This window comes from Cohnella candidum (genome assembly GCF_003713065.1).
Classification (GTDB): domain Bacteria; phylum Bacillota; class Bacilli; order Paenibacillales; family Paenibacillaceae; genus Cohnella; species Cohnella candidum.
Genome location: NZ_CP033433.1, coordinates 5,043,693 through 5,069,848, shown reverse-complemented (window position 1 = coordinate 5,069,848; position 26,156 = coordinate 5,043,693). Strand labels below are relative to the sequence as shown.

Below are 26,156 nucleotides of genomic sequence, written 5' to 3'. Positions count from 1 at the left end.
AAACACTCCTCTTTTACCAAATGCTGGTTTTCGTCACGCGCCGCGCCAATCCGTTTACCGTTACCAAAAGGATGAGGTTGATCACGGAATTGAACAGTCCGACCGCCGTGGCGAAGCTGTAATTCGCATTAAGCAGTCCGATGCTGTAGACGTACGTGGAGATAATCTCGGAACTGGCGATGTTGAGCTTGTTCTGCAGCAGATAGACCTTCTCGAAGCCGAGCGCCATGACGTTCCCCACGTTCAGGATGAGGATAATCGTTATGGTCGGCAGAATCCCGGGCAAATCGATATTCCGGATCTTCTGGAATCTCGAAGCGCCGTCCACTTTCGCCGCCTCGTACAACGTCGGATCAACTGCCGCCAGGGCCGCCAGATAAACGACGGCGGAATAACCGGCTGTTTGCCAGATGTCGGACCAAACATAAATCGAAGAGAACAATCCCGGTTTGCCGAGCAAATTAACCGAATCCATGCCGAACAAATTCAGAAACAGGTTAAGGAATCCAAGCCTCGGTGCCAGAAACAGCATGATAATCGAGACCATGACGACCGTGGATATGAAATAAGGCGCGAAGGTAACGAGTTGCACGAACCTTTTGAATTTCTGGTTTCGCACTTCGTTCAGCATCAAAGCGAGAATGATCGGAATCGGAAAGCCAGCCAGCACGAGATAGAAGCTGATTGTCAGCGTGTTCTTGATCAGCGACCAGAACAAGGGGTTCGAGAAGAACATGTCGAAATTCCGAAACCCGACCCAGGGACTTCCGAAAATCCCCTTCGTGACGTAGTAATCCTTGAAGGCCAGCACCGCGTTGATCATCGGGTAGTACTTGAAAATCAGGAAAAACAACAGCGGCGGAAGCGTTATCAAATACAGTTGCCAATGTTTGGCGAAGCTCTTTCTTACACTGAATCTTTTCGTTGCTGCCTCCAATACAATCCCCCCTGCATATTTGCGATTCTTGATGTGATAGCGCTTTCCTTACGACCGATCTTAGGGGAAACCCGCCGTTTCGGGGTAGGTACAATTACGTTGTTTTGCGTACAGTTTCCCCGATTTCGGGGGGGCCATTTGTCCGGCGGGCGGACATTTCGGCTTGTGGGTGGCGGAAAACCGAGAGACGTCGGGGTTTCGCGATACCGGGCAGAATCGGTGCGATGAGGAGGGCTTTGTTGCGGAGAACGAAAAAAACCGACCGCGGCTGCGGTCGGCTGTGCGGGTTCCATGCCATTCGTCCCGATGTTCGATTTTTTGAAAGGTCCCCTAAACGCAAGTAACCGCCGGATTCCGGAACTCGGAACCAGGCGGCGAAGCAAACCGTTCATTTCATGGATGTTCCGAGCCGTTTAGGGAAGCCCAATCGTCATACGCTCGCTGCATGATCTCGAGATAACGTGCCGACCCGAGCGTTTTCAGGCCTTGTAAGTAGGTATCCCAGTCCTTGTTTAAATCTTTGTCCCCCGTGATGAACTGAACCGCGCTCTCATCGACGTAGTTTTTGATGTTCGTCTGCAAAATGTTCTCTTCGTCCGCAGCCGCTGCGTCGATCCATACGCTCCAGATCGGGTAAACTTCCTTCGGCTGCGTACCGTCGTACAGCTTAGTAGCTTCGTATAGTCTGCGTTCATAACCGTCCGGCGCGTAAATGTCCATGCCCTGCGTCCAGCTGTCCCGGTATTCCCTGGGCATGTAGAAATGTCCCATGCCTCCCCACGCCGTATTGTGAGGCTTCTCCCCTGCCTTGACGGGAATTCGCGTGAATTCCGGCGTGCTGTCCGGACCGAGCGCATTCTCGCCCGCCGCCGGTCTCCTCCAGTCCACGCCTTCTTTGCCGACTTCCGCATTGGCCTGTCCTTCCGGCGTATACATGTAGTCGGCGATCTTGATCAGCGCGATTCTCGCTTCCTCGCTGGCCTTATCGGTAATGACGAATTTGGCGCCGGAATTAATGCCGGATTCATAGAAAACGGAATAAGCGGCATGCGGTCCCTTCAGCGGGGGCAGCGGGTTATAGTCGCTTCCCCGGCGGTTACCGGGTCCCGTATCGACGAAGATGTCCGGATGCATGGCCGCTCCCGCGCCCAGAATTTGCGCGTTCTCGTTTTCCCCGATTTTCCGGAAGACGTCCGCGCTCTGCGTGAAGGCGCCCGGATCGATCAAGTCTTCGTCATAGAGGGACTTGATGTACCGCAGCCCTTCCCTCCACTCCTCCTTATCCGGAGCCAATCCCGCTTTCCCGCCGTTCATCGTCAGGTAGGTACGATCGTCATCATAGATGAATCCGTTCATCAAATAGGGAATGACGCGCACCCCGAAGTCCTCGGTGGATCCGCTGAGCGGAATTTCGTCCGCGATGCCGTTTCCGTTCGGATCACGGTTCTTGAACGCCCGGAGCACCGACCGGAAATCCTCGGTCGTCACGGGCATTGCCAGGTGGAGCTTTTTCAGCCAAGCGGTGTTCAGCCACATCTTGTTCGGATAGGAGCAGTGATAGCACTCGCTGTAACCGACAAGACCGTAAATGTTGCCGTCCGGGGCCGTACTTAAAGCCCGGAGATCGGCGTTGCTCTCCATGGCTGCTTTAATATGAGGAGCGTATTTGTCGATCAAATCGTTCAACGGATAGAAAACCCCTTGTTTCCCGTACCGGAGAACGTCCGCCTGCGAGAATTGATCGACAAAGCTCGTCAGGATATAAGCGTCGGGATATTTCCCGCTCGCCATGGAGATTTGCCTCTTTTCTTTGGCGCCTTCCGTGGGAACCAGCTCCCAGTCGAACTTCACGCCGAATTTATTCTCCAGAAGCCTCGTGAACTCATTTGTCTTCAAATCCTGAGTCGCATCCTGCTGCGCGAAGACGCTGATCTCGATCGGGCTGGGGGAAGGCGGGACCGCATTCTTCCTTGAGGAGCAAGCCGAAAGAAACACGCTGAATAGGACGGCGATAAGAAGGATGCTTGAAGCCTTTTTCAACGCGAAACCCTCCTTTCAATCTTCCTCGGTTTGGCGGTACGAGCTGGGGGATACCCCGGTTACCCGCTTGAATGCTCTCCGGAAGGAATGCGAGCTGTTATAGCCGACCTTCATCGAAATTTCGTCGACCGTATAGGCGTTCTGCCGTAGCAGCCGGACGGCGTGATCCATTCTGACTTTCTCCAGATGGTCGGACAAATTCATCCCGGTGACTTCCTTGAACAGTTGGGAGATGTATTTCTCCGGCCGTTCGACCTGCTCGGCCACCCGGTAAAGCGTAAGCTCGGAATACGAATAGTTTTCCGCGATAAATTGCTTGATTTGCTCGACCGTTCTCGTATGGCTGTCGTTCTTCCTGCTCGTGATCAAGCCGCACAAGATTTCCATGACTCCGTCGATTTCGGCCTGGATCGTCTCGGTTTTCTCCGTCTCCTGTATGCCGATGATCCGGTTTTTGAGACTCTCGAACAGATCCGATTCCAGGAACGTTTTCTGGTCCAGCAGCTTCAGGAACGTTCCTTTTAATTCACCGACCAGCTGATGCTTCATTTCGACGGACAATTCGCGGTTCTCCGTATTCTGAACCATGATCGATTGGAAGATCCGCTTCGCTTCCTCGATCTCTCCCGCGCGGATCGTGCCGATCAGCCGCAGCTCCGCGTCGAGCGGGTAGTAATAAGTGGCGCTTTCGACCTGGATTTCGTCAAACCACAAAATGCCCTTCCTGTTGCTGTTGACGGCGTATTCCAGCGTCATTTTCGCCCGCTCGAAAGATTGGCTGACTTCCGTCTCCGCCGCGAAACGATCGCCGAGCGCCGCGGTAACGGAAATCCGGTATTCGCTGAAGGCGCGTTCGGAAAGCTGATGAAGCAAGCCCCCGATCTCGTTTCTTCCAAGCTCGCTGCCCGTTTCCGCTTCTTTGGACGCAAATACGATCACGATTTTGTCCGATCCCAGATCCGTCATCAGCAGGAACCCTGCCAGGTCGAACATGGCTTGTTTCAGAATCAAACGGGCCGCGTTCAGCTCGTTCAGGATTTCGACGCTGTCCATGCCGGAGTAGCCGTTGATTTGCAAAATGCAGACGTAACCCGAATTGCCGTAAATCCCGGTATTCGCCTGCGCCGCGGCAGCCAGAATTTCTTCCCGCGATTGGAATTCGCCGGCGATCAGGCGTTTGAGGAATGCGTCCCGGACGAGCGGGAGTTGACGGTGAAGCTCGGACTCCAGCCGCTTGTTGTTCGTGATCATGTCGGAAATGTTGCCGTGAAGGAAGTCGTATTCGTTGCGCCCCTCGCCGGCGTCCGTCCCGAACTGCTCTTTCATGACGGTGACGAGCCGGTTGATCGGAGCGCTGTTCCGGTAAGCGAGGAAGAGCCCGACGAGCAGGCCGACCCCCAATGCGATGCCGGTGACGGTCCAGGTAATCGACTTGATCTTGTTGGCGTTCTCGAGCAACACCTGCCTCGGGATACCCGCCCGGTACACCCACCCGCTCGCGTCGGAACGGATGGTGATGACCAGGTCGTCGTCGTAAAATTGGCTGACCTTATCCTTGTCGAAGCGCGCGTCCGCGGCCAAAGCTTCCATGTCGGGTTCGCCGATGCCCTTCGCGGCGACGGTGCGGCCTTCGCCGTCGCTGATGTGGGCCCAACCGCCATAACGGTCGGTGATGCCCGACAGCAGGCTCCCGATCGTATTCTTGTCGATCAGCACGACGACGGTCGCCGGAGACGACCCGCTGAAGCTGTCCAACGGAAGCGACTGCATGTACGTCAGGACGGCCGTTTGCACTCCTTTGGAAACGAACGGACGCAGCGGCAGGACCTCGCTCCGGTGCGTCTTCCCGAGAATCGTCTGCTTCCACTCGGCGAGCGTCAGATCGTTGTAATGGAAGTTCTCGTAATAATGCTCGGGCCGGAAATACGCGGACCCGGGCGTCAGGATCACGTTGTAGTTGGCGAGGTAGATGAAAAAGTTCTGCAAAAAGTCGTTCGTTTGGCCGAACGTCAGGATGTCCCGCATCATTTTCCAAATCCCGTAAACGTTTGTTTGGTCTCCCGACTTCTTCTCATTCATGAGAATGTTCAAATCCTGATTGATCGCGAGCTGCCTGGTGAAGCCTTCGACCTCGGCCATGCGGCGCTCCAGAATCTCCTTGCTTTTCTGGAGCTGCGTGACGCTGTTCTCGATCGCGAGGTTTTGCGTCACGGAAATGGACGTGCGGTAGGACATGTAGCCGGCGATGCTCGGTATGATCAAAATGACGATATAGGAAATCAGGAAGCTTCTGAAAACCCGGGAATGTCTCGGCATGAACGCCCCCCTCCCGCCATGACAGCGTTATCAAAACGTATTCCTATTATCTATGAAATCGTTGCGCGTGAACATGAGTATTTTGCATGAAACCGCTTGTCGGCACCCAATACCGCAAAAGGAAGCCGCCGCGATGCGAGGCATCGCAGCCGCTTCCCGTCCTTGCAGGTTAAGGCTGAAATCTATCGTTCGGTGATGCGCAAATCCCGGTCCACCGCGTATTCGCGGCCTGGCTCCAGCTCAAGGGTGACTGTCCTGCCGCCGTATCGCAAGCGGGTGCGCAGCGTAGAGAAAGGCCGGATGACCGCCTCCGTCAATTCCCCGTTCTCCCAAGCGGCCGATACTTCGGCGTTCCCTTTGGCCCGCAACCCCGTGAACCGCCCCGTGGGCCATCCCGCCGGCATCGCGGGCAGCAGATGGATGTCACCGGCGCGGCTCTGCAGGAGCATCTCCGCGATCGCCGACGTGCCGCCGAAATTGCCGTCCACGACGAAAATATTCGTTTCCGCGCCCGCGATGCCCGGCTTGGAATACGTGAGCAGGTTATCGAAGCAGAGCTGGCCGACGAGATAAGACAAGCTGTCCCTAGCCTTCTCGGCGTCCCCGAGACGGGCGTAGCTCGCCGCGAATAAGGCCAGCGTGAATTCGACGTCTTCGAGGCCTTCCCCTCTCATCCGGTTGTCCAGCGTCACTCTCGCCGCTTCGGCCAGGTCCGGCGTTTCCTCCGGCGTAATTTGGCTGCCGGGGTACAATGCCCAGAGATGGGCCAGGTGCCGGTGGTCAGGCTGAGCTTCGCCGTAATCCTCCAGCCATTCCTGCAGCTGCCCTTTGCGGCCGATCTGAAGGGGCGGCAACTGGACGATGGCCCGCCTCAGCCGCTCTTGAAACTCCGTGTCCACCCTGAGCCGCTCCGCCGCGGACAGACAGAAATCGAACAAGTCGCGAACCAGTTGCTGGTCCATCGTCGAGCCCATCGACAAAGCGTAGGATGAGGAGGCGGAAGCATCGGCGTAAAAGCTGTTTTCCGGCGAATTGGAAGGGCCGGTGACGAGCCAGCCATGGACCGGATGGACCGTCATGTAATCCAGGAAGAAAAGCGCCGCCTCCTTGAGCACGGGATACGCCGTTTCTTTCAGGAAAACCCCGTCCAGGTTGTATTCGTAATGCTCGCGGAGTTGGGCCGCGATCCACAAGCCTCCCGTTACGTTTAATCCCCAGGAATAGTGCCATCCCGGCGCGGAGAATCCCCATGCGTTGGTGAACACGTGCGCCACCCAGCCTTCGGAGCCGTAGAAGTCGCGCGCGGCTTCCCGGCCGGCTTCGGCCAACCGCTCCACGAACCGCATCAACGGGACATGGCTTTCCGCCAGATTGCATGCCTCCGTCGGATAGTAGTTCATTTCGGTGTTGACGTCCAAATGGTAGTCGCAGCTCCAAGCCATGCGGTTGGCTTCGCCGTCGTTCCATATTCCTTGCAGATGCAGGGGGAGAGGCGAGTCTTCCCGAGAACCGGCGATCATCAAATACCTGCCGTATTGGAAAAACAGCTCATACAGGCCGGGATCGTCGCCGGCGTCTTCCCGGAGCAGCCGGAGCCTGTGGTCCAACGGTAATCCCGTCCGTCCGGCGTCCCCCAAGTCGAGCGACACTCGTCCGAATAAAGGCCGGTAGTCCGCCAAATGGTCTTCCTTGACGCGGGCAAAGCCTTTGGCGACGGCATCGCGTAGACGGCGTTCCGCCTCGTCCGCCCAAAGCTCGCCGTCTTGGCCGTAATCCGTGGCGACGCTCAGCCAGATGACCGCCTCTTCTGCGTTCCGCACCGCGATGCCGTTTCCGCCGATCGCCACGGTTCCCCCGCTTGCCGTTATCATGACGACTCCTCGGCAAGAAACCCCGCATTCCCCGTCGCTATGGATTCGTTCCGTGGCTTGGCCGCTGAAGGCGAGCGTATCGCCATCCGGCCATGCCTCGAAGCGCTCCGTCTCCGCCTCCAGCCGCAGGGTGAACGAAACCTTGTCCGGTCCGTCGCTCCGGATTCGCGAAACGAGGACGCCGTCCGCATGGGTGGCGAAAGTTTCGCGGCAGTAAGCCGTCCCGCCCGCTTCATAGGAAAGGCGGACCGCCGCATCCTCCAAATCCAGCTCCCGTTGCAGCTTACCGCCTATATGGCCGAACGTGAGATGTACGGCGCACAAGGGCAGGTTCGTCCCGAAATTGCCCTTCTCCGGCTGCAGCAGCTGTCCCGCCAATTCTTCCCCGCGTGCATAATCTCCGGCGAAGAAACAGCGCCTCATCTCCTCCAAATCCGCTTTGCCGTTCATCTTGGCGGGGGTCCGTTCCGGTTTGCCGGACCAGTAGGTCGATTCCGTCACGCTCCACGTTTCGCGATCCGCTCCCCCGTATATCACCGCGCCCAGCCTTCCGTTACCGACCGGCAGCCCTTGCGCCCATTTGTCCGCGGGCCCATCATACCGAAGTTTCGTCTCTCCCATGCCGCATCTCCTATTCTCCGATCATTCGGTTCGTCAGACTGCCCAGCTTCTCTATTTCGACGGTTACGACGTCGCCCGCCCGCAAATAAACCCGCCGGTCCTTCGGATACCCGAGCACGACTCCTTCCGGCGTCCCGGTCAGAATGACGTCTCCGGGAACGAGCGTCATGTGCCGGGAAACGTAGCTGACGATCTCGTCGCAGCCGAAAATCATGTCCGACGTGCGGGACCGCTGGCGAACTTCCCCATTGACGGCGCACCGGATCCCCAGATCGTTCGGGTCTCCGACCTCATCGGCCGTGACCAGATAAGGGCCGAGCGGGCTGAAGCCGTCGCATGACTTGCCCAGCAGCCACTGAGGCGTCCGCATTTGCAGATCGCGCGCGGAAAGGTCGTTCGCGCAGCAATATCCGAAAACGTGCTCCAAGGCGTTCTCCTTCTCGACGTACTTGGCGGTTTTGCCGATCACGATCGCCAGCTCCGCCTCATAGTCGACTTCCGAACTTACCCGTTCCGGAAGCGGAACGTCCTTCCGATGGCCGATGAGCGCATTATGGAATTTGTTGAACAGAATGGGGAAAGCCGGAATGGCCGCGTTCGTCTCGGCCGCGTGTTTCCGGTAGTTCAACCCGACGCAGACGATTTTGTTCGGCCGCGTGACACAGGGGCCGAAGATGACCTCCTCCTCCGGGAGAAGGCAGCGAGAGTCATTTCCTGAAACTTTCAACCGCTGCAAGTAGTCCCCCAATGCGGCAAGTGCCGTCTCTCCGCCCTCGAGGAGCGCCATCACGTCCGCCGGCACTTCCGGATCCGGTACCATTGAAAGCGCAGCCCGGATATCCAGGATTCCCTCGTCCCACTTGACGCCGAGGCGGCCGCCGCCGTCCCCGTCGATCGTCACAAGCTTCATTTCGTAAACCGCCCCTTTTAAGCATGTTGTGCGCAGTTACGCGTTTTTCCCGAATACGACGCCGCCGTCGACGTAGAGCGGGGAGCCCATCATGAATTTCGATTCGTCCGAAGCCAGGAACAAAGCCGCGTTCGCCACGTCCTCCGGCTTGCCGAGGTCGCCGCTTAATTGCCTGGATTTGATGGCCGCGAGCGCCGCCTCGGGATCCTCGTAAGAGTTGCGGAGGTATTGCTCGACGAACGGCGTTAAAATGGTACCCGGCAGAAGCGCGTTCACGCGGATGCCGTAGGGGGCGTAGTCCACCTGCATCGACTTCGTCAGAGCCAGAACCGCGCCCTTCGTCGCCGAATAGGAGGCGCGGCGCGCCAAACCGATCTCGGCGATGCACGAAGACATGTTAATGACGTTTCCCGACATCCGCTGCATCATATGGGGCAGCACGTATTTGGACGGCAGGAAGACGCCCCGCAGGTTGACGCGGACGACCCGGTCCCAGTCCTCGGGTTCGATTTCGTGAATGGCGCCCACCCCGCTGATGCCGGCGTTATTGAACAGCACGTCGATTTTCGAGCAGGCTTTCAGCGCTTCTCGGATCATCGTCTGAACCGAATCGGCGTCGGTCACGTCCGCCTGAAGAAACAAGGCGTTCCCTCCGGACGAGGCGATCCGCTCCACGGTCTCGCGTCCTTTGCTCTCGTCCAGGTCATTGACGATGACCGTGGCGCCTTCCTTCGCGAACCGTTCCGCGGCTGCCCGCCCGATTCCGGAGCCCGCACCCGTGATCAGCGCCGTTTTGTCTTGGAGTCTCATCGGTCCGTCTCCCTCCCCGGCTTAACGGATTCTGTATTTCTCGAAATAGGCGGGCAGGATTTCCGTCGACGCGCCCGGCATCTCGGGCAGCACGTAAAACCCGTTCCGCACGGTGGCCGGTTCCACGAAAATGTCCCGGATCCACGGAATGTACTCCAGCATGATCGAGCCCTGCGTCGCCGCGACCAGATGCTGGTGAATCTGCCCCATGTCCCCGACGTGCGGGCAAACGGGGACGTCATATGCCGCCGCCAGTCCCGCCACCTGCAGCCATTCGGTAATGCCGGCAACGCGCGTCACGTCGACCTGGCAATACTCCACGGCGCCGTGGTGGATATAGTCGCGGAACGCGTATTTGGTATACACGTGCTCGCCCAGCGCGATCGGCACGTTCAGCTCGTCCGCCAATTTCTTATGGCCGAGGATGTCGTCGGGATTCAGCGGCTCTTCCAGCCAGAACAGGTCGAATTCCTCCAGCTTTTTGCCCCAGGTCATCGCCGTGTTGACGTTCCACTGCTGATTCACGTCGATCATGAAAATGACGTCGTCCCCGATCGCCTTCCTTACCGCCTTCACGCGGTCGTAATCCTCCCGGGGATCCGGTTTGCCCACTTTGATTTTGACCCCGGTGAAGCCTTGCTCGACGATCTCCGTCACGTCTTTAAGCAGGCGTTCCTTGCTCCAGTTCAACCACCCGCCGTTCGTGTTGTAGGCCTTGATGCCTTTGCTCTTATGTCCGCCGAGGTACTGCCACAGAGGCTTGTTCGATGCCTTCGCCATAATGTCCCACAGAGCGATGTCGACGGCGGCCAGCGCCATGTGGGTCACGCCGGCCCTGCCGATCCAGTGCATTTTGCCGAACCGCAGCGAATCCCAGATCTCCTTGACCATGAACGGATCCTTGCCGATCAGCTCGGGGGCGTAGTATCGGTCGATCGTATCGACGATCATCTCGTCCCCCTGCGCGCAAGTGCCCGTATACCCGTAGCCGACGAAGCCTTCGTCCGTGAAGATCCGAACGCCGGACAGCCCCCAATGGGTCGCGACGTTGATGGCATCGGTGATCGGCGGGGTAATCGGAACGTGAAGCACGAACGTTTTCACTTTGGTGATTTTCATCGTCGTTCTCCTTTGCGGATGCGGATTAATAGCCGAGCGAAGCGCCCCCGTCGACCGGCAGCGCGACGCCGGTGACGAACCCGGATCGCGCTCCCGCCAGATAGGCGACGGCCTGCGCGATCTCTTCGGGGGTCGCGGGCCTGCCCAACGGATGCATGTCGTTCAGAGCCTGCACGGTCGCCGCGGGATCTTCCTGCTGCCGGGTCCATTCTTCTAGCAGCGGCGTCATGACCCCGGCGGGGCAGACGCAGTTAATGCGGACCCCATCGGCCGCATAATCCAGCGCCAGCGATTTGCTCATCGCGATGACGCCGCCTTTGGCCGCCGCGTAAACCGGGTTTTGCCGCTGTCCGACGAGGCCGTTCAGCGACGCCAAATTCACGATCGCTCCCCGTGTTCTTCGCAAATGCGGGATCGCATGCTTGATCATGAGGAACACGCCCTTGAGGTTGACAGAGATCACACGATCGAAGTCGGATTCGCCGATTTCCTCCAAGAAGCGCGGCCATATCACCGCGGCGTTGTTGACGAGAACGTCGATCCTGCCGTACGTCCAGAGCGTCTGCTCCACCAACGCGGCGACTTCCATGTCCCGGGAGACGTCCGTCCGGATCGCCGACGCGCGGGGAGGTCCGCCGGCCGTTACAGCCGGAAGCTCGGCGTTGATCCTGTCGGCAGCTCGGGTCCCCTCCGCCTCGTTTCGGTCGGCAATAACCACGGAGGCGCCCCTCTCGGCGAACAATTCGGCGCAGGCTTCTCCGATTCCCGAACCTCCGCCCGTGACGATGACCGTCCGGTTTGCGAACTCCATGCGCACTCCTCCCGAATTTCTTGTTGCAAAATCATCCGCTGCATATCGCATCATCTTCCCGAAACTCTGCCCATATCGTATCATCAGATCAGGATGTCGTATTTGATACCGCATCCATTGATTTGACGTTTTATCCGGTAATTTGTGAAATGCATCTGAGCATGCGAACGGAGGCGCGCCATTCGATGAAACGTTTGTCCGACCTGAAGCCCTTTCTCGGGGACTCCATGCCTTATCTGTACGACGGCAGTTCCAACGAGGGGCTGCGCACCTGCAACGTATACGCCATCCACCTCTTTACCGACGGGCCCGGCGAAATGGAGATCGACGGCAAGCGTTATCCCATCGCGAACAAAACGCTCGTGTTCCTCCGTCCGGGGCAGCCGCACGCCTTCCATATTTCTCCGACGCACCCGCTGTCATCCTGGAATCTATATTTCGACTTATGGCCGACGGAGCAGCCTGTCTCTCTCAACCGGACGTTTTTCCGCTATCCCGAGCCTTACCAGCCCCACACTTCGACGCCGGCAGAACCATGCGAGGAGCTGGCTGCGTTTCCGAGTATCTATTCGCTGCAGTCCCATCCGATTCTGTATGACGGACTGCTGCAGATGACGAAGGTGTTCGACCAGTCTTCTTTCTACCGCCATGAAGCGCTGAACAGCCTGCTTTATGCCTGGTTCCTCAATTGGTACAACGCCCTCCATACCCGGCAGCCCAGCGATTACCGGATCGTCCGGCTGCTTGCCCAGCTCGACGCCTTCCCCGAACGCCGGGAGCCCGTAGAGACGTGGTGGAAATTCTGCGGACTGAAGCGGACGTATTTTCACGAGCTGTTCCTTCGGGAAACCGGGCTGACGCCCAAGGCGTACCAGCATAACCTGCTGATGAAGAGGGCGTCCCACCTCCTTCAGGAAAGCGACCTGAGCGTGACGGCCATCGCCGAAAAACTCGGCTATCCTTCGATCCATCCGTTCACCCGCCATTTCGGCGCCTATTACGGCGTGAGCCCGAGGCAATACCGGCTTCGGCCGTTTTCCGGGCTGTGATGCCGGACGGGGTTACCAGGATTGCCGGACGATTGCAGCAGCAGTTCGATATTGCACACTTAAATCAGCGCTCGGTATCGGGTGCAACCAAAAAAAAGACTCCCGCAAAGGAGTCTTGTCCGTACGTATCGCTATAAACGGTAAAACCGTTGCGCCGTGCCGCCCAGGATTGCCTCAACCTCCTTGGGAGTGCGTGCGGACAAGACATTGAGCGTCTCTCTCCACACCGAGGCATAATCTCCGTTCAGGTTCGCCACGGGCCAGTCGCTGCCGAACATGAGACGCTCCGCTCCGAATACCGCAAGCGCATGATCGACATAAGGCTGCCACTCTTCGGCCACTCCATGATTTGAAGCCGTATTCAAGCCGGACAGCTTCGCGAACACGCGGGGACAAGCCGCCGCTTCCGCCAATTGGCTTGCCCAGGGCTCCCAGCCCCGTTCCCGCATCGGCGGTTTGGCCAGGTGGTCGATCACCATGTTCAGCTTCGGTACCCGCTCCGCCAGCACCGGTATATGCTTCAGGTGATTCGGGAACACCGCGACGACGTCGAACGTGAGCCCGAAATCGGCCAGCACGTTCAATCCCTCCAGCACATCCGGACGAATGACCCAATCGGGATCCTTCTCCTCGTGGATCAAGTGCCGGACGCCTTTGAACTTCGGGAACTCCGCCGCGTACCGCGTAAGCAAACGCTCGGCTTCGTCCGGGCGGTCCAGCGGCACCCAGCCGACTACGCCCCCGATCCAGTCGAAGGTCGAGGCGACTTCCAGCATATACTCCGTGTCCTCGCTCGAATCCATCGCCTGCACCAGTACGGTTTGGTCGATACCCGCAGACTTAAGCAGCGGCTCTAATTCGGGAGCCTCGAATGTCCGATAGATCGGGCCATATTCGGGAACCAACCAAGGATAGCGGACCCGGTCCAGGTTCCAGAAATGCTGGTGCGCATCCACCTTCATGTCCATCGCCTCTTTTTCTCCTATCCTAGCATGGCGAAGGAACCGGGTATTTGGCATCGCGTTCAGGAAGTTGACGAATGCTCCGGTCTTATTCCTGTATTACGCACGGGCCCGGGCGATGCCCTCCCACAGCCCGTTCAAATAGACCGCGCCGAGCGCCCGGTCGTACAAGCCGTACCCCGGGCGGCCGATTTCGCCCCAGATCATGCGCCCGTGGTCGGGACGGAAGGGACCGTCAAAGCCGACCGCGTACAAGGCGGCCACGATGGCGCCCATGTCGAGCGAACCGGCAGAAGACAGGTGTGCCGTTTCCTTAAAATCCTTTTCCCCGTCGATCCGCACGTTCCGCAAATGCGCGAAATGGATCCGGCCTTGCGAGCCGAAAGTCCGCACCATCTCGGCGACGTCGTTGGCCGGATCCGCGCCGAGCGAGCCGCTGCACAAGCAGATGCCGTGGGCCGGGCTGTCGGACAAGGTGAGGAACCGCTCGAAATTGCGCGCGTTCGTCATGATCCGCGGCAGCCCGAAAATCGGCCACGGCGGATCGTCGGGATGGATCGCCATCCGCACGCCGGCTTCCTCCGCCGCGGGAATGATCCGCTCGATGAAATAGGCGAGGTTTTCCCACAGCTTCTCTTCATCGACCGACTCGTAAGCCCGGAATAGGCGGCCGATCTCGTCCTTCGAGTAGCTGGTGTCCCAACCGGGCAGTGCAAGATCACCTGAACGAGGGTTCATCCGCACGACGGATGCTTCCTCGTAGATCAAGGAAGTCGAGCCGTCCTCCCACTCGAAATCCAAGCCGGAACGGGTCCAGTCGAGGATCGGCATGAAATTGTAGCAGACGACCGGAATGCCCGCCTTACCGATATTCTTCAGCGTGCGGCAGTAGTTGTCGATATAGCGGTCACGCGTTGGCAAGCCCAGCTTGATGTCTTCGTGCACCGGCACGCTTTCGATGACGCTGAGCTTCAAGCCTTCCGCTTCCACGCGGTCGCGGAGCCCGGCGATTTTCCCGTAAGGCCATTCTTCTCCCACGGGCACGTCATAGACGGCGCTGACGATGCCGTGCATGCCGGGGATTTGCCGGATATTCTTCAGGGTTACCGGATCGTTCTCCCCGAACCAGCGGAAAGTCATGTACATGGCCGTTCCTCCTCCTAGATCGTCATGGCGCCGAAGCCGCCGTCCACCCGAAGCAGCGTCCCCGTCACGAAACCGGACGCCCGCCCGGACGCCAGAAACAAAGCCGCGCCCTGCAGCTCGGACGGCTCCCCGAACCGCTTCATCGGCGTGTGCGTCATGATCGACTGCACGCGTTCCTCCGTTAAGATCTTCCGATTCTGCTCCGCCGGGAAGAAACCCGGGATGATCGCGTTTACCCGAACGCCGGATGCGGCAAACTCCCGCGCGAGAAACTGCGTCATGCTGTTCACCGCCGCTTTCGACGCGGAGTAGGTAAATACGCGGGAAAGCGGCGGTCCCGAAGAAACGGAAGAAATATTAATGATGCTGCCGCTGCCCCGCTCCACCATGTGCCGGCCGAAAACCTGGCAGGCGAGCATGACGCTTTTGGCGTTGACGTCCATGATGGCGTCCCATTCTTCCTCCGGGATCTCGAAAAACGGGGTCGCGCTGTTGCGGCCGGGACAATTCATCAGGATGTCCACGCCGCCGCCCCATTCCGTGATTTCGGCAAGAACGCGCGCCAAGTCCTCCCGCTTCACCGCATCCGCCGCGAAAAACCGGGCGGCCCCGCCCGCGGCTTCGATCCGCCGGCAAACGGCTTCACCCGATTCCGCGTTCCGGCCGACGATCGCGACTCGGGCTCCATACGCGCCGAACGCTTCCGCCATCGCCGATCCGAGCGTCGAGTTGCCCCCGATCACGGCGGCCGTCCGCCCGGTGAGGTCGAACAGATCCAAACCGCCCTTTGCCATTACGCTTCCTCCTCTTGCAGCGCTTTCTCCGGACGGCCCAAGAACCGCCAAAAGTTGTTGCCGAACAGATCCCGGACGTCCCGGCGGATATCCGCTTCCTCCACCCGCCATCCCGTACCCGCCAGCCGTTCGTACGAGTCCGCGAGCACGCGGCCGATGATTTCCCGCGAGCGGCCCCATTTGTAGATGAGCTGGCCGAACACCCGGCAATCCGAATGCTGCGGAATGAAGCTGGTTCCCAGCAGCTCGACGCGGAACCGCGTCATTTCTTCCATCATCGATTCCACGTGCAGGAACCACCAGCAGCCGAAAATCATCAGGTTGCGGAATTTGCGGGCCAGCACCGCCAGCTCGTGCTGATTCTCCCGTGCCAGCATCGTGACGAGGAACTTTTGTTCCGGATAACGGCGGCACAACGCTTCCACCGCGCCGGTATCCGAGCGCATGCTCATGTCGCCCGCAAGCCGCAGCCCCGGATTGACGCCCCGGCGCACGCCGATCATCAAGGCGAACGGGATGCCCGCTTCGCGGCAGACCGGAATCATGACCTCGTCGATCATCCGGGAGCGGTGATCGTCGGCCGGATAGACGAAGTCTCCCGGCATGGAGACGGCCAGGTACAGCGCGTCCATCTTGCCGATCCATTCGCGCAGGAAACGGCGAACCTCCGCCTTCGTCTCCTCCGACCATTCCTCGGAAACCTGATAGCCGAGCTCGGGCAATTTCCTGGCCGCGGCCGGCCAATCGTTCAGCAGCGGATCCGTGCGGAGCGCGGCGTGAAACCGCGCGTCTTTCCGGCCTTCGCCCGCTTCCCATACCTTTCTTTCCGCATCGTCGAACGGATCGTTGGTCATCACGAGGTCGCGCACGCGGGCCGCGCCCAGCACTTGCTCCACATGCGCTCCAGCGTCCCAAGCGTCCCAGGCGGAACGATGGGTTTCCAAGTCCCGCGAGGAAGTGTCGAGTCCGAGTTCCTTCATGACCTGAAGCAAGCCGCCCGTCGCTTCGCTGATCGGCGAATGGGCGGTGAACAGCTGCTGCCAAATATGCTCCGCCTGACCGCGCTTGGACAGCGACCAGAACTGCTCATAAGGCAAATCCGACCAGCGCATCGTCTCCGCGGTCAAGTAGTGGTAAGTGAGCAGATCGTCGAGGCTATACAAATTCAACCCGCCGAACGCGGGCGCGAACAAATGCGTGTGCATGTCCGTCACCGGCGTCTCGCGAACGATGCGTTTGACGGACTCCCTCAATCTGCTCGTTCCCCCTGCCGTCGTCCCCATTTTCACGATTCCCTCCTCAGTCGGTACTTGGAATCAGCCTGCGCTGCCCTGCCGTTCCCGTATCGATTTCCGGTATTTCTCGGGCGTCACTCCGACCTGCCGTTTGAACAAGCGGCTGAAATGCGCCAGATGCTTGAATCCGGTCTGAAAGCAGACGTCCGTCACGGAACGGCCGGGATCGAGCAAGAAGATGATTTTGGCCTCGTTGATGCGCCTCTGGAAGACGTAATCGAAAATCGTCACGCCGGTTACTTCCTTGAACAAGCGGGACAAATAAAATTTGCTGACGTGAAGATCGGCTTGCAGCCGGTCCATGTCGAGATCCTCCGTATACCGCTCCTCCACGTAGGACACGACGCGCTGCACCGTCCGTTCCTTCTCGGATGGAAAGTCCGGCCTGCCCCGCATCGGTTTACCGCATAAATCGTAAATGACGTGAAGCAAATCGACGAAGACGAGCAGCATCCGGCTGTTCGCGACCGCTCCTCCTTGCCTCCGGTGGGTTTCCATGTCCGCCAGCAGCCGTTCGACCTCCGCCTTCTCCTTCGGTTCCAGCGAGATCCGGTAGTTGGATAAGGTCTGGAATGGCTGAAGGAACGGCACGCCCTGCGGCAGTTCCTGAAACGGCTTCAGCAGCGACGGCTCGAAGTGGATGACCGTACGGACGTAGGGGAACCGCGCATCCACTTTGGGGCGGTGCAGGGTCATGCCGTTCATGAGGATGAGGTCTCCCGGCTTCAAGGTGTAGATCTGGTCCCCGATCAAATAGTTGCAGACGCCTTCGTGGAAATAATAAACTTCGTACCAGGGATGCGAGTGAAAGGCTTGCTCGAGCGGCCCGTCCAACCGATAGGAGAGATCCAAATATTCCGTTTTGCCGCCCGTCATCGTGCCGTCGACCTCCCCTCTGCCGCTGCGTCCCGCGCGCCTATTTCGGATCGAGCCATTTTCTCAATGAGCCCGCGAAATTGGCGAGCATTTCTTCCGTGCCCCATTGGCCGCTGAAATCCTCGATGCCGATACAGCCCTTATACCCCACAGCGCGAAGATCGTCGATCACTTGCTTCCAATCGACTACGCCTTTCTTCAGTCCCGCCCAGACCACGCGCCATCTCGTCACGCCATCCTCCGGGTCCTCGGGCAGCTGTTCCCAAGCCGCGTTTTTGGCATGGACGTGCGCGAGGTAAGGTCCCAAAATCTCCATCCCCATCCGGTAATTCTCGTACCCTTCGTATACCATGTTGCCGGGATCGTACAAAACGCCGATATGGGCGGGATCGCACTCTTCCACCAGCCGATAGGCGGCCGACGCGGTCGGGGCGATCGTGCCGTGGTGGGTTTCGATGATTCCTTTGATCCCGTAAGCCCGGCACAGTTCCTCCGCCTGCTTCAGATAACGGCGCTGCTGCGCGAACAGCTCGGCGAACGGACGCGTGCGGTCATAGACGTGGACTCCCAGCCGGATGAAGGACGCGCCCAGGTAGCGGGCCGCCCGCAGCACCCGCTCGGTGCCGGCCATGTCCCCCGGCGTCAAATACGGCACGACCGCCGCCGACTGGATCCCGCTCCGGGCCGCGGCTTCGCGGAATACCTCCAAGTCCTTCTCTTCCCAAACCGTCGGAATGGAGCATTTGTTATTTCCCCAAAAGGATGACGGCGCGTCCTTCTGCGGCTTCGGCACGTCCTGGTAGCGCCACTCGATCCCGTCGAGTCCGGCCCGTTTGGCCGCCGCGGCCAGCTGAGCCGGCTCCAAGTCGGGCGTCGCGACCGTGAACACGGTAATTCGGATATCGGTCATTCGGTTTCCCCTCCCATGATTCGAACGGCTTGCGTTTGCGCCGACAGGCACAGTTCGGCCGCTTTGAAGATATGCTCCTGCGTCATCGCGTTCTCCGTCCGGTTCAGCACGTCGAGGATCATCTCCCCGAAAAACGGGTATCCGACCTTGCCCGCAAGCGACAGGCGCCGTTCGCCTTCTCCGTTGACCAAATACAGCTGGTCCCCTTCCGGATCCCGCGCGATGTCCACGTATTTTCGGAGTTCGATGTACCCGTCCGTGCCGAGAATGACCGTTCTACCGTCGCCCCAGGTCGACAGCCCGGCGGGCGTCAGCCAATCCACGCGAAAATAATTCGTCGCCCCGTTATCGCCCAGCAGCGTCGCATCCCCGTAATCCTCCAGCTCCGGATATTCCGGGTTGCGGTAATTGGCGACCTTACTGTGCAGCACCTTGGCGTCGCGGCAACCTGCGTAGTGGAGGAACTGCTCGATCTGATGGCTTCCGATATCGCACAGGATGCCGCCATACCGCTCCTTCTCGAAAAACCATGCCGGTCGCGACGGCGCGTTCAGCCGGTGCGGCCCGAGGCCGAGCACCTGCACGACGCGGCCGATCGCGCCGTCCTCGATCAGTTGTCCCGCATAGACGGCGCTCTCCACGTGAAGCCTCTCGCTGAAATAAACCCAATATTTGCGGCCCGTCCGCTCGCACGTCTCCTCGGCCATCTCGAGATGGGCGAATGCGGTGAACGGCGTCTTATCCGTGAAATAATCTTTGCCGTGCTCCATGACGCTTACGCCCAGCGGCCCGCGCTCGCTCGGCACCGCCGCGGCGGCCACGAGCCGGATTTCCGGGTCCTGCAGGACTTGCTCCAGAGAATCGGCCGGCGCCGCTTCCGGAAACGCCTGTAGGAAGTCCCGCACCTTCCGCGGATCGGGATCGTACACCCATTTCACGGACGCGCCCGCTTCCTTCAACCCGTTGCACATGCCGTAAATGTGGCCGTGATCCAAATGGACCGCCGCGACCGCGAACTCGCCCGGCTTCACGACCGGTCGCGGTTTGCCCTGAGGCGCGTAGTTCATTCCGTCCTGCTTGCTCATGCGCGGACCGCCCCGGAAGCTTGGATCTTCTCCTGCAGCAGGCGGTAGAACAAGTCTTCATCCAGCGGAAGCTCCGCCCATCCGTCCGTCCAAGTGGACAGGAGCATCGCGTTGGCGAGCGTCAAGCCGCGGATGCCTTCCTCGCCGGGCGCCAGCAGCGGCGACCCGGTCAGGATCGCGCGGACCCAATCGCGGGTGATGCCGATGTGCTGCTCGCCGTCGCCCGGTTCCAGCTCGATCGGGATCTCCCGTTTACCCGGCGCCGCGAAGCTCTCCTTCGCCGTCCGGTTAAACTCCGGCTCCGATACGTCCAGCTGCCAGAACCGCAGGCGGCCTTCTTCGACGACCGCTTTGCCTCGATCCCCCGTCACCTCCAAACGGTTCGTGCCCGGAGTCTCGCAGGTCGACGTAATGAAAACCGCCGTCGCCCCGTTCGCGTATTCCGCGTAGGCCGTCACTTCGTTTTCGACCTCGATGTCGCGGCGTTTGCCGAACGAGCAGAAGGCGCGGATTCGCGTCGGCATCATGCCGGCAATCCATTGCCATAGGTCCAGTTGGTGGGGCGCCTGGTTCATGAGCACGCCGCCGCCTTCCTTCGCCCACGTGGCCCGCCAGCCTCCCGAATTATAATAGTGCTGCGGCCGATACCAGTCGGTAATGATCCAGTTGAGCCGGCGGATCTCTCCGAGCTCCCCTTGCCGGATCAACTCTCTCAGCTTGCGGTACATCGGATTCGTCCGCTGGTTGTACATGATGCCGAAAATTTTGTCCGTGGCAGCCGCCGCCTCGTTCATCTCACGGACTTGCTTCGTGTAGACGCCCGCGGGTTTCTCGATCAGGACGTGCAGACCGTTGCGGAACGCTTCGATCGCCAGCGGGGGATGACTGTAGTGCGGCGTGCAAATGAGGACGCCGTCGATCAAACCTGACGACAGAAACGCCGATGCGTCGTCGAAAGCCGCAACGCCTTCGCCGCACTCGCCGGCGACCCGCTCCAGCAGCTGCCGGTCCCCGTCGCAAACCGCCGTCAGCACGGCCCCTTCTACCTCGCCCTTGCTTAAGTAACGAGCGTGTCCCGATCCCATATTGCCGAGTCCGACGATGCCGATCCGAACCTGATCCATGTGAGCGCTTCCTTTCTTGTCCGGGGCTTAGCCCTTCTTTTGCTATTCTGACCCTATTGTACACCGGGCGGAGGTTCGAAGACTTGATTTCCCCTACCGTGTTGACGATAAAATTTAACTCTCATTGCACAAAAGTTGAACACCCTCAGTCAAGAAAAGACCAAGGGTGCGCGCGTCGTTTTATTCGCTCTCCGGAAGTTTGGCTGCCAACCGTTCATAATTCAACCTCAAGAACGCCAGGGCTTGGTCCAATTCCTTCTCCGACTCGAGATAAATGGATACCCAGCCCGATTCGGGATAAATATGATGCGGCCTTGCCCGCCCCTCCTCCAATGCTTGATCCCGTTGCCTCTTCGGTAAAGTGAGGTCGACCAGAGAATCGCCATGAAGGTGCCCGATTTCCCGGCCGCGGTAAAGAAATTCGATGCCTCCGAAACGATGGGGCTGCACGGTTACGCCCGGCCATGACGACAATTGTTGCCGGATCCTTTCCTGATTTGAAACGGTCATCTGCTTACCTCTTCCTCTCTCCGTTTACTCCGCCTTCGTACGAACGTATATCGATAGATAAGCAAAATCCCGATATGGATGACGGCCAGCACGAAATAGATATTGCTGAATAATCCTCCTGCGTCGACCATGTGCAAAGGATTCCATGCCGCGCGAGCTCCTTGCGCGGCGACGATCCCGTAGACGCCGGCGGCGATACCCTGCGCGAGAAAGCCGGTCATGGAGAACAGTCCCATCCCTACTCCCACCTGTTCCTTAGGCAACGATCCCGATACGGTATTCGACATCGCGATTTGAACGAAAGACTGGCCGACATTCCCGAAAATAAGGATGAAAGAGATCCAAAGCGGAGGAACGCCCGCGAAGACGGACAACAAGGCAAAACAAGCGATGATAGAGGAAGAACCCAGGGCATACAACCGGAAATTGCCTTTCCGGTCCGCGAGTTTCCCCCCTCTCCTGCCCAGAATCGCGGCCGCTGCGGCGGCCGGAACCATGGCGAAGCCGATCATGCCCGCATTCAGCCCGTAAACCCCGGCGAAGAGAACCGGCGTCAGGATAAAAAGGGAGGTGCCGACGCCCGCGATGAGAAAAGCCAACGCCAGAGCGACGGTATATTTGGCGTTGCGGAAAATCGCCGGTTGGACGAAAGGTTCGCGTGCCGTTCGAATCCTTACGGCAAACAGGATGAACGACGCCGCGCCGGCTGCCGCGTATCCCCCGTCTCTATTCGTCACTCCGAGCAAGAGAAACGAGACGGATGCGGCAAGCAACCCCCCGCCTAACCAATCGAACGGGCGAGGAGCCCCCTTGGGCTCGAACTCCAAGTATTTGCGGAACAGCGGAATCAGCAGCAACATGCACAACGAAGGCAGGAACAGCCAGCGCCAGTTCGCGATGCTCACGATCGACGCGGAAACGACCGGAGCCAGGGCGCCTCCGAGCGCGGTCCCGACCGCCGTCATGCTCAATGCCGAGCCGCGCTTATCCGGTGCGAAGTACCGAACGGGAATGATCAAAGCCATCGCGGGCAGCGCCGCGGCGCCCGCGGACTGCAGGCATCTGCCAAGGAGAGCGGTTCCGAAGGTTTGCGAAACGAGCCCGACAAGCGAACCTGCCGCGAACAACGACAGGCCGAACGTCAGCAGGCTTTTCAATGGGAATCGGTCCGCCAGCTTCCCGTACATGACGGTACCGAACGCGTAAATCAAAGCGTAGGCCGATGACAGCCAGCTTACTTGAGCCAAGGCCAAATGAAACTCCCTGCCGATCTGGGGAAGCACTACGTTCATCATCATGGCGTTCATCGAGGAGATCATGACGGTGAACATCATTAAACGCATGAGGGCCATACCATTCGGCTTCTCTTCAAGGGGCATATTCGATCCATCCTTTCACTGTTTGAGTGCAAGTACACACTTGCATAATGTGGGTAAAAAAAGCTAGGGGGTTAAAGCCCTAGCGAACAGCTTCACGCTTTCTTGAATGAATTCTTCCAGCAAGTTTTCCTGCGCGACACCCTCGGCGTTCAAATCGCTGAAAAATGCGCCGTAGTTCATCCACATGAACGACATGGCCTGCATCTGCGGATTCGATACCGCCGCCTTGCCTTGTTCCGACATGGTGACCAGGTATTCCGTCAATAAATCCCGAAGCTGCTTCGGATGGCGCCCGGCTTCCTGATAGACAGCTTCGGGCAGGCTGCTGCTGCCTTTCCGGGCGATGTTAAGCAGCTTGCGGTTCCGGTTCATCAGCCTGTGGTAGGTTCGGCTGACCAGAAGCAGGTCCGCGTACAGATCTCCGTTCAGGGACTCGGCAAAAAGCTTCGTCATTTCTTCCGCATAGTGGTAACGGTGGAACGCGGCCTCGAGCAGCTTCTGCTTTGTGCCGAAATGGCGGAACAGCGTCACCTCGTTCACGCCGGCGGCCGCCGCGATTTCCTTGGTCGTCGTGCCGTCGTAGCCTTTCTCCGCCATGAGGTCGATCGCGGCCAGCAGGATTTTGTCGCTTGTTTTCAGATCGTCTCCCATGGCTCTTCCTTTCTTCAATGCAAGTGATCACTTACATTTGGAATTGTATACCAGATGCATCGCGGTGTCAATCACCTTAAACCCACGGTCCTAATAACTTTTTATAGGCCAGGATGGGCTTGCGGACTGCAATTCCTCCAGTCTAGCAAGCCAAGATAAGCCACCCAGCATCCGCGGACTGGAATTCCTCCAGTTCAAAGCTTCGAAACGGCAGGAATTCTCCAAGACAGCCGGAATAAACAGCACCTTTTCCAGTTCAAACACCGGAGAACCGTTAGCAGGCTGAATGGACGTGCGTTTATCCAGTTCACGTGATCGAGCCGTTTTGATTGTGACCCCGCCGTTCCTCTATAATGTGGGCAGACCGTCGCAAAGGAGATCGAGAACATGAGCCAGGATATGCCGCAGCATTTGCAGGACACGGTGACTTTGAACAACGGCGTCAAGATGCCGTGGTTCGGACTCGGAGTATTCAAAGTCCAAGAAGGCCAAGAGGTGATCGATTCCGTCAAAGCCGCTATTAAAAACGGGTACCGCAGCATCGATACCGCCGCCGTCTACCGCAATGAGGAAGGCGTGGGACAAGCCATCGCCGAGTCGATGAAGGAATACTCGGTGAAGCGCGAGGAGCTGTTCATCACCTCCAAGGTTTGGAACTCGGACCAAGGAACCCAAACGACTTTGGATGCTTTCGATCTCAGTTTGAAGAAGCTGGGTCTGGATTATCTGGACCTGTACCTCGTGCATTGGCCGGTGAAGGGTAAATACGCCGAAACGTGGAAAACGCTCGAGAAGATATATAAAACGGGGAAAGTCCGCGCCATCGGGGTGAGCAATTTCCACGTCCACCATCTGAAGGACATTCTTGCGGATGCGGAGGTCGTTCCGGCGGTCAACCAAGTGGAGTTGCATCCATACCTCTCGCAGGTGGAGCTCCGCGAATTCAACCGCAGCAAGGGCATCCAAACCGAAGCGTGGTCGCCGCTCGGCCAAGGCCTCGTGCTTCAGGATACCACGATCACTTCGATCGCCGAGAAATACGGGAAAACGCCTGCTCAAATCGTGCTGCGCTGGGACCTGCAGAGCGGAATCATCACGATTCCGAAATCGATCCGCGAACCGCGCATCGTCGAAAACGCGGCCATCTTCGATTTCGAGCTGAGCCCGGACGACATGGCGGCCATCGACGGCTTGAACAAGAACCAGCGCGTCGGCGCCGATCCGGACAATTTCAACTTTTGACCGGAAATTCCGGCTATTTAACCCGTGTAAACGCCAAAATGCGTAACGATAACCGGAATTTCCGGTCAACGTCACCGCAAAGCGCCCAAATGAGCTGAGATAACCGGAAATTCCGGTCATCTCTTAAAGAAAGGCCGCCCTCACGGCGGCCTTTCTTCGTGTTTATTCAAGCAAAACGGGACATCGCGAAAACGGCGGGAGAATTCCAGTAGGTGTCCATGACGTCCTCGAGCGTGGGCGGCCTTCCCGCCAGATGCTCCTTCGCGTAATCGTCTTGGAGCCCGTCGTTCGGACCTCCGAAGACGAGCCGATCTGATTAACCGCTAATGTTGCCGGCTGCGAGCTTGTCATGGGCCAACCGCTCCTTCGGTAAATATTTTCGCCTGAACCATCGCCGGTTGACCAAGATCGCCCGAATGGCTTCGTCCGTAATCATGGCGGCGTAGACGCCGTACACGAGCCAGCCGAACGCGATGCCGAACGTATAGGTGCCCCCGACCGCCACCGCCCACATGCTGATCATGCTCACGATCATCACGTACCGGGTATCGCCGACCGCGTTCAGCGAGTTGTTGATCGGCATGTTCGCCATTTTCAGCGGCTGTAGGATGAGATCGCACACGAGGATGCCGACGCCGATGCGGATAATGTCCGGGTTGTCCGTGAATAGAGACAGAAGCTGCTTGCCGAACGCGAACAGGACCAGCGAATTGGCGATCACGACGACTTCGCCCCAGAACAGGGCTTTGTAGGCGCTCTTGAACGCCCTCTCGTGATCTCCGGCTCCGAAGAACGCGGCCACCTGGATCTGTACCGCCATGGCGAAGGCCCACCCGGCCGTGAAACAGAACGACTCCATCGTGTTGAGATACGTCCGCGCGGCCAGCTGCTCGGTGCCCATCGTCGCGACCATGGAGTAGATCGTCACCTGGGAGACCGTCCACGATGCACTGCTGAGCGCCATCGGCAAACCTAACCGGGCGACCTCCTTCAGCAAGGGGAAGTCGAACCGCACATAATCCTGGATACGGATCGGGGCGGAGAAGGAACGCCGGTAAATCAAGTACAGCGCGATCAAAGCCAGCACCCGGCTGCTCACCGTCGAGATCGCGACGCCCGTCAAACCGAGTTTAGGGAGCCCAAGCTCTCCGAAAATGAAGCCGTAGTTGCCGGCGATATGCACGAGGTTCATGCCGATCGCGACCAGCATCGGCCCCTTCGTATTGCCCGTGCTCCGGATCACCGTACTCAGCGCCATAACCGCAGCCATCCACAACGTGCCGCCGCCCACGATGCCGATGTAGCCGGAGGCCATATCCTTCAGCTGATCCGGCGTTTGCAAGGCCGCGGCGACCCAACCGGAGCCTCCGGCCAGTACGACGCTGACCAACACGCCGAAGCCGACTGTATTCGAGAAGCACATGGCCGCGACGACCCGGGCGTCCTTCTCTTTGCCGCCGCCGAGCTTCTGCGAAATGATGATGCCGGCTCCGCCGGTCACAAGCGCGAAGAGCATGATGACTGCCTGAAAAAATTGATTGGACAGTCCCACGACCGCGACCGCGTCGTCCGAAATGCGGCTGACCATGAGCGTGTCCGCGGTTCCGATCATGAATTGAAGGAATAGCTCGATCATGATCGGCCATACCAGACGCCATAATGATAGTTTTTTGAGGTCCATGTTGCTTCCCGAATCTC

General features: G+C 58.8%; 22 protein-coding genes. 2 read left to right on the top strand and 20 right to left on the bottom strand.

The features are described 5' to 3' along the window. Positions 1-13 precede the first annotated feature (13 nt). The 8 genes from EAV92_RS23460 to EAV92_RS23425 form a co-directional block, all read right to left on the bottom strand. Complete coding sequence (locus EAV92_RS23460; protein WP_123043323.1) at positions 14-937, bottom strand: ABC transporter permease; 924 nt, start codon at positions 935-937, stop codon at positions 14-16. 393 nt (positions 938-1,330) lie between these two features. Further along, positions 1,331-2,977 (bottom strand): extracellular solute-binding protein, encoded by a 1,647-nt coding sequence (locus EAV92_RS23455; RefSeq protein WP_123043322.1) that lies wholly within the window; start codon positions 2,975-2,977, stop codon positions 1,331-1,333. 15 nt (positions 2,978-2,992) lie between these two features. Beyond that, complete coding sequence (locus EAV92_RS23450; RefSeq protein ID WP_123043321.1) at positions 2,993-5,293, bottom strand: AraC family transcriptional regulator; 2,301 nt, start codon at positions 5,291-5,293, stop codon at positions 2,993-2,995. 182 nt (positions 5,294-5,475) lie between these two features. Beyond that, on the bottom strand, positions 5,476-7,785 hold the full coding sequence (locus tag EAV92_RS23445) for a glycoside hydrolase family 95 protein (RefSeq protein ID WP_123043320.1): 2,310 nt from the start codon (positions 7,783-7,785) through the stop codon (positions 5,476-5,478). A gap of 10 nt (positions 7,786-7,795) precedes the next feature. Next, positions 7,796-8,695 (bottom strand): fumarylacetoacetate hydrolase family protein, encoded by a 900-nt coding sequence (locus EAV92_RS23440; protein ID WP_123043319.1) that lies wholly within the window; start codon positions 8,693-8,695, stop codon positions 7,796-7,798. Positions 8,696-8,731: 36 nt separating this feature from the next. Continuing rightward, positions 8,732-9,505: an SDR family NAD(P)-dependent oxidoreductase gene (locus tag EAV92_RS23435; RefSeq protein WP_123043318.1), complete on the bottom strand. Its 774-nt coding sequence runs from the start codon at positions 9,503-9,505 to the stop codon at positions 8,732-8,734. Between the two features lie 21 nt (positions 9,506-9,526). After that, positions 9,527-10,624, bottom strand: coding sequence for a mandelate racemase/muconate lactonizing enzyme family protein (locus EAV92_RS23430; RefSeq protein ID WP_123043317.1), 1,098 nt, complete (start codon positions 10,622-10,624; stop codon positions 9,527-9,529). Between the two features lie 25 nt (positions 10,625-10,649). Then, the gene (locus tag EAV92_RS23425) at positions 10,650-11,435 is read right to left on the bottom strand and encodes an SDR family NAD(P)-dependent oxidoreductase (RefSeq protein WP_123043316.1); all 786 of its coding nucleotides are present in this window, start codon (positions 11,433-11,435) and stop codon (positions 10,650-10,652) included. A gap of 185 nt (positions 11,436-11,620) precedes the next feature. Between EAV92_RS23425 and EAV92_RS23420 the strand changes: the two genes are divergently transcribed. Further along, the gene (locus tag EAV92_RS23420) at positions 11,621-12,484 is read left to right on the top strand and encodes a helix-turn-helix transcriptional regulator (protein ID WP_123043315.1); all 864 of its coding nucleotides are present in this window, start codon (positions 11,621-11,623) and stop codon (positions 12,482-12,484) included. Between the two features lie 131 nt (positions 12,485-12,615). On the opposite strand, the gene EAV92_RS23415 is transcribed toward EAV92_RS23420, so the two are convergent. From EAV92_RS23415 to EAV92_RS23365, 11 genes are all read right to left on the bottom strand, one after another. Continuing rightward, the gene (locus EAV92_RS23415) at positions 12,616-13,452 is read right to left on the bottom strand and encodes an amidohydrolase family protein (protein WP_241158370.1); all 837 of its coding nucleotides are present in this window, start codon (positions 13,450-13,452) and stop codon (positions 12,616-12,618) included. Between the two features lie 93 nt (positions 13,453-13,545). Further along, complete coding sequence (gene uxuA / locus EAV92_RS23410) at positions 13,546-14,592, bottom strand: mannonate dehydratase (protein WP_123043314.1); 1,047 nt, start codon at positions 14,590-14,592, stop codon at positions 13,546-13,548. A 14-nt stretch (positions 14,593-14,606) separates the two neighbouring features. Further along, positions 14,607-15,386 (bottom strand): SDR family oxidoreductase, encoded by a 780-nt coding sequence (locus tag EAV92_RS23405; RefSeq protein WP_206424263.1) that lies wholly within the window; start codon positions 15,384-15,386, stop codon positions 14,607-14,609. Then, positions 15,386-16,669, bottom strand: a complete 1,284-nt coding sequence (locus tag EAV92_RS23400) for a glucuronate isomerase (RefSeq protein ID WP_123043313.1) — start codon at positions 16,667-16,669, stop codon at positions 15,386-15,388. Before EAV92_RS23400 ends, EAV92_RS23405 begins: the two co-directional genes overlap by 1 nt. A gap of 33 nt (positions 16,670-16,702) precedes the next feature. Continuing rightward, complete coding sequence (locus tag EAV92_RS23395) at positions 16,703-17,557, bottom strand: AraC family transcriptional regulator (RefSeq protein WP_123043312.1); 855 nt, start codon at positions 17,555-17,557, stop codon at positions 16,703-16,705. A gap of 40 nt (positions 17,558-17,597) precedes the next feature. Then, positions 17,598-18,458: a sugar phosphate isomerase/epimerase family protein gene (locus EAV92_RS23390; protein WP_123043889.1), complete on the bottom strand. Its 861-nt coding sequence runs from the start codon at positions 18,456-18,458 to the stop codon at positions 17,598-17,600. A 5-nt stretch (positions 18,459-18,463) separates the two neighbouring features. Further along, positions 18,464-19,552, bottom strand: a complete 1,089-nt coding sequence (locus EAV92_RS23385; protein ID WP_123043311.1) for a Gfo/Idh/MocA family protein — start codon at positions 19,550-19,552, stop codon at positions 18,464-18,466. Beyond that, complete coding sequence (locus tag EAV92_RS23380) at positions 19,549-20,676, bottom strand: Gfo/Idh/MocA family protein (protein WP_123043310.1); 1,128 nt, start codon at positions 20,674-20,676, stop codon at positions 19,549-19,551. The genes EAV92_RS23385 and EAV92_RS23380 overlap by 4 nt, the downstream gene beginning before the upstream one ends. A gap of 180 nt (positions 20,677-20,856) precedes the next feature. Continuing rightward, positions 20,857-21,186, bottom strand: coding sequence for a luciferase domain-containing protein (locus tag EAV92_RS23375; RefSeq protein WP_123043309.1), 330 nt, complete (start codon positions 21,184-21,186; stop codon positions 20,857-20,859). After that, complete coding sequence (locus EAV92_RS23370; RefSeq protein WP_123043308.1) at positions 21,183-22,565, bottom strand: MFS transporter; 1,383 nt, start codon at positions 22,563-22,565, stop codon at positions 21,183-21,185. Before EAV92_RS23370 ends, EAV92_RS23375 begins: the two co-directional genes overlap by 4 nt. A 63-nt stretch (positions 22,566-22,628) precedes the next feature. Then, positions 22,629-23,216: a TetR/AcrR family transcriptional regulator gene (locus tag EAV92_RS23365; RefSeq protein WP_206424348.1), complete on the bottom strand. Its 588-nt coding sequence runs from the start codon at positions 23,214-23,216 to the stop codon at positions 22,629-22,631. 399 nt (positions 23,217-23,615) lie between these two features. Here EAV92_RS23365 and EAV92_RS23360 point away from each other — a divergent pair, with 399 nt between their 5' ends. After that, complete coding sequence (locus EAV92_RS23360; RefSeq protein WP_123043887.1) at positions 23,616-24,458, top strand: aldo/keto reductase; 843 nt, start codon at positions 23,616-23,618, stop codon at positions 24,456-24,458. A 316-nt stretch (positions 24,459-24,774) separates the two neighbouring features. On the opposite strand, the gene EAV92_RS23355 is transcribed toward EAV92_RS23360, so the two are convergent. Then, a complete protein-coding gene (locus EAV92_RS23355) occupies positions 24,775-26,139 on the bottom strand; it encodes an MATE family efflux transporter (protein WP_123043307.1) in 1,365 nt (454 codons plus the stop codon). Between the last annotated feature and the right edge of the window lie 17 nt (positions 26,140-26,156).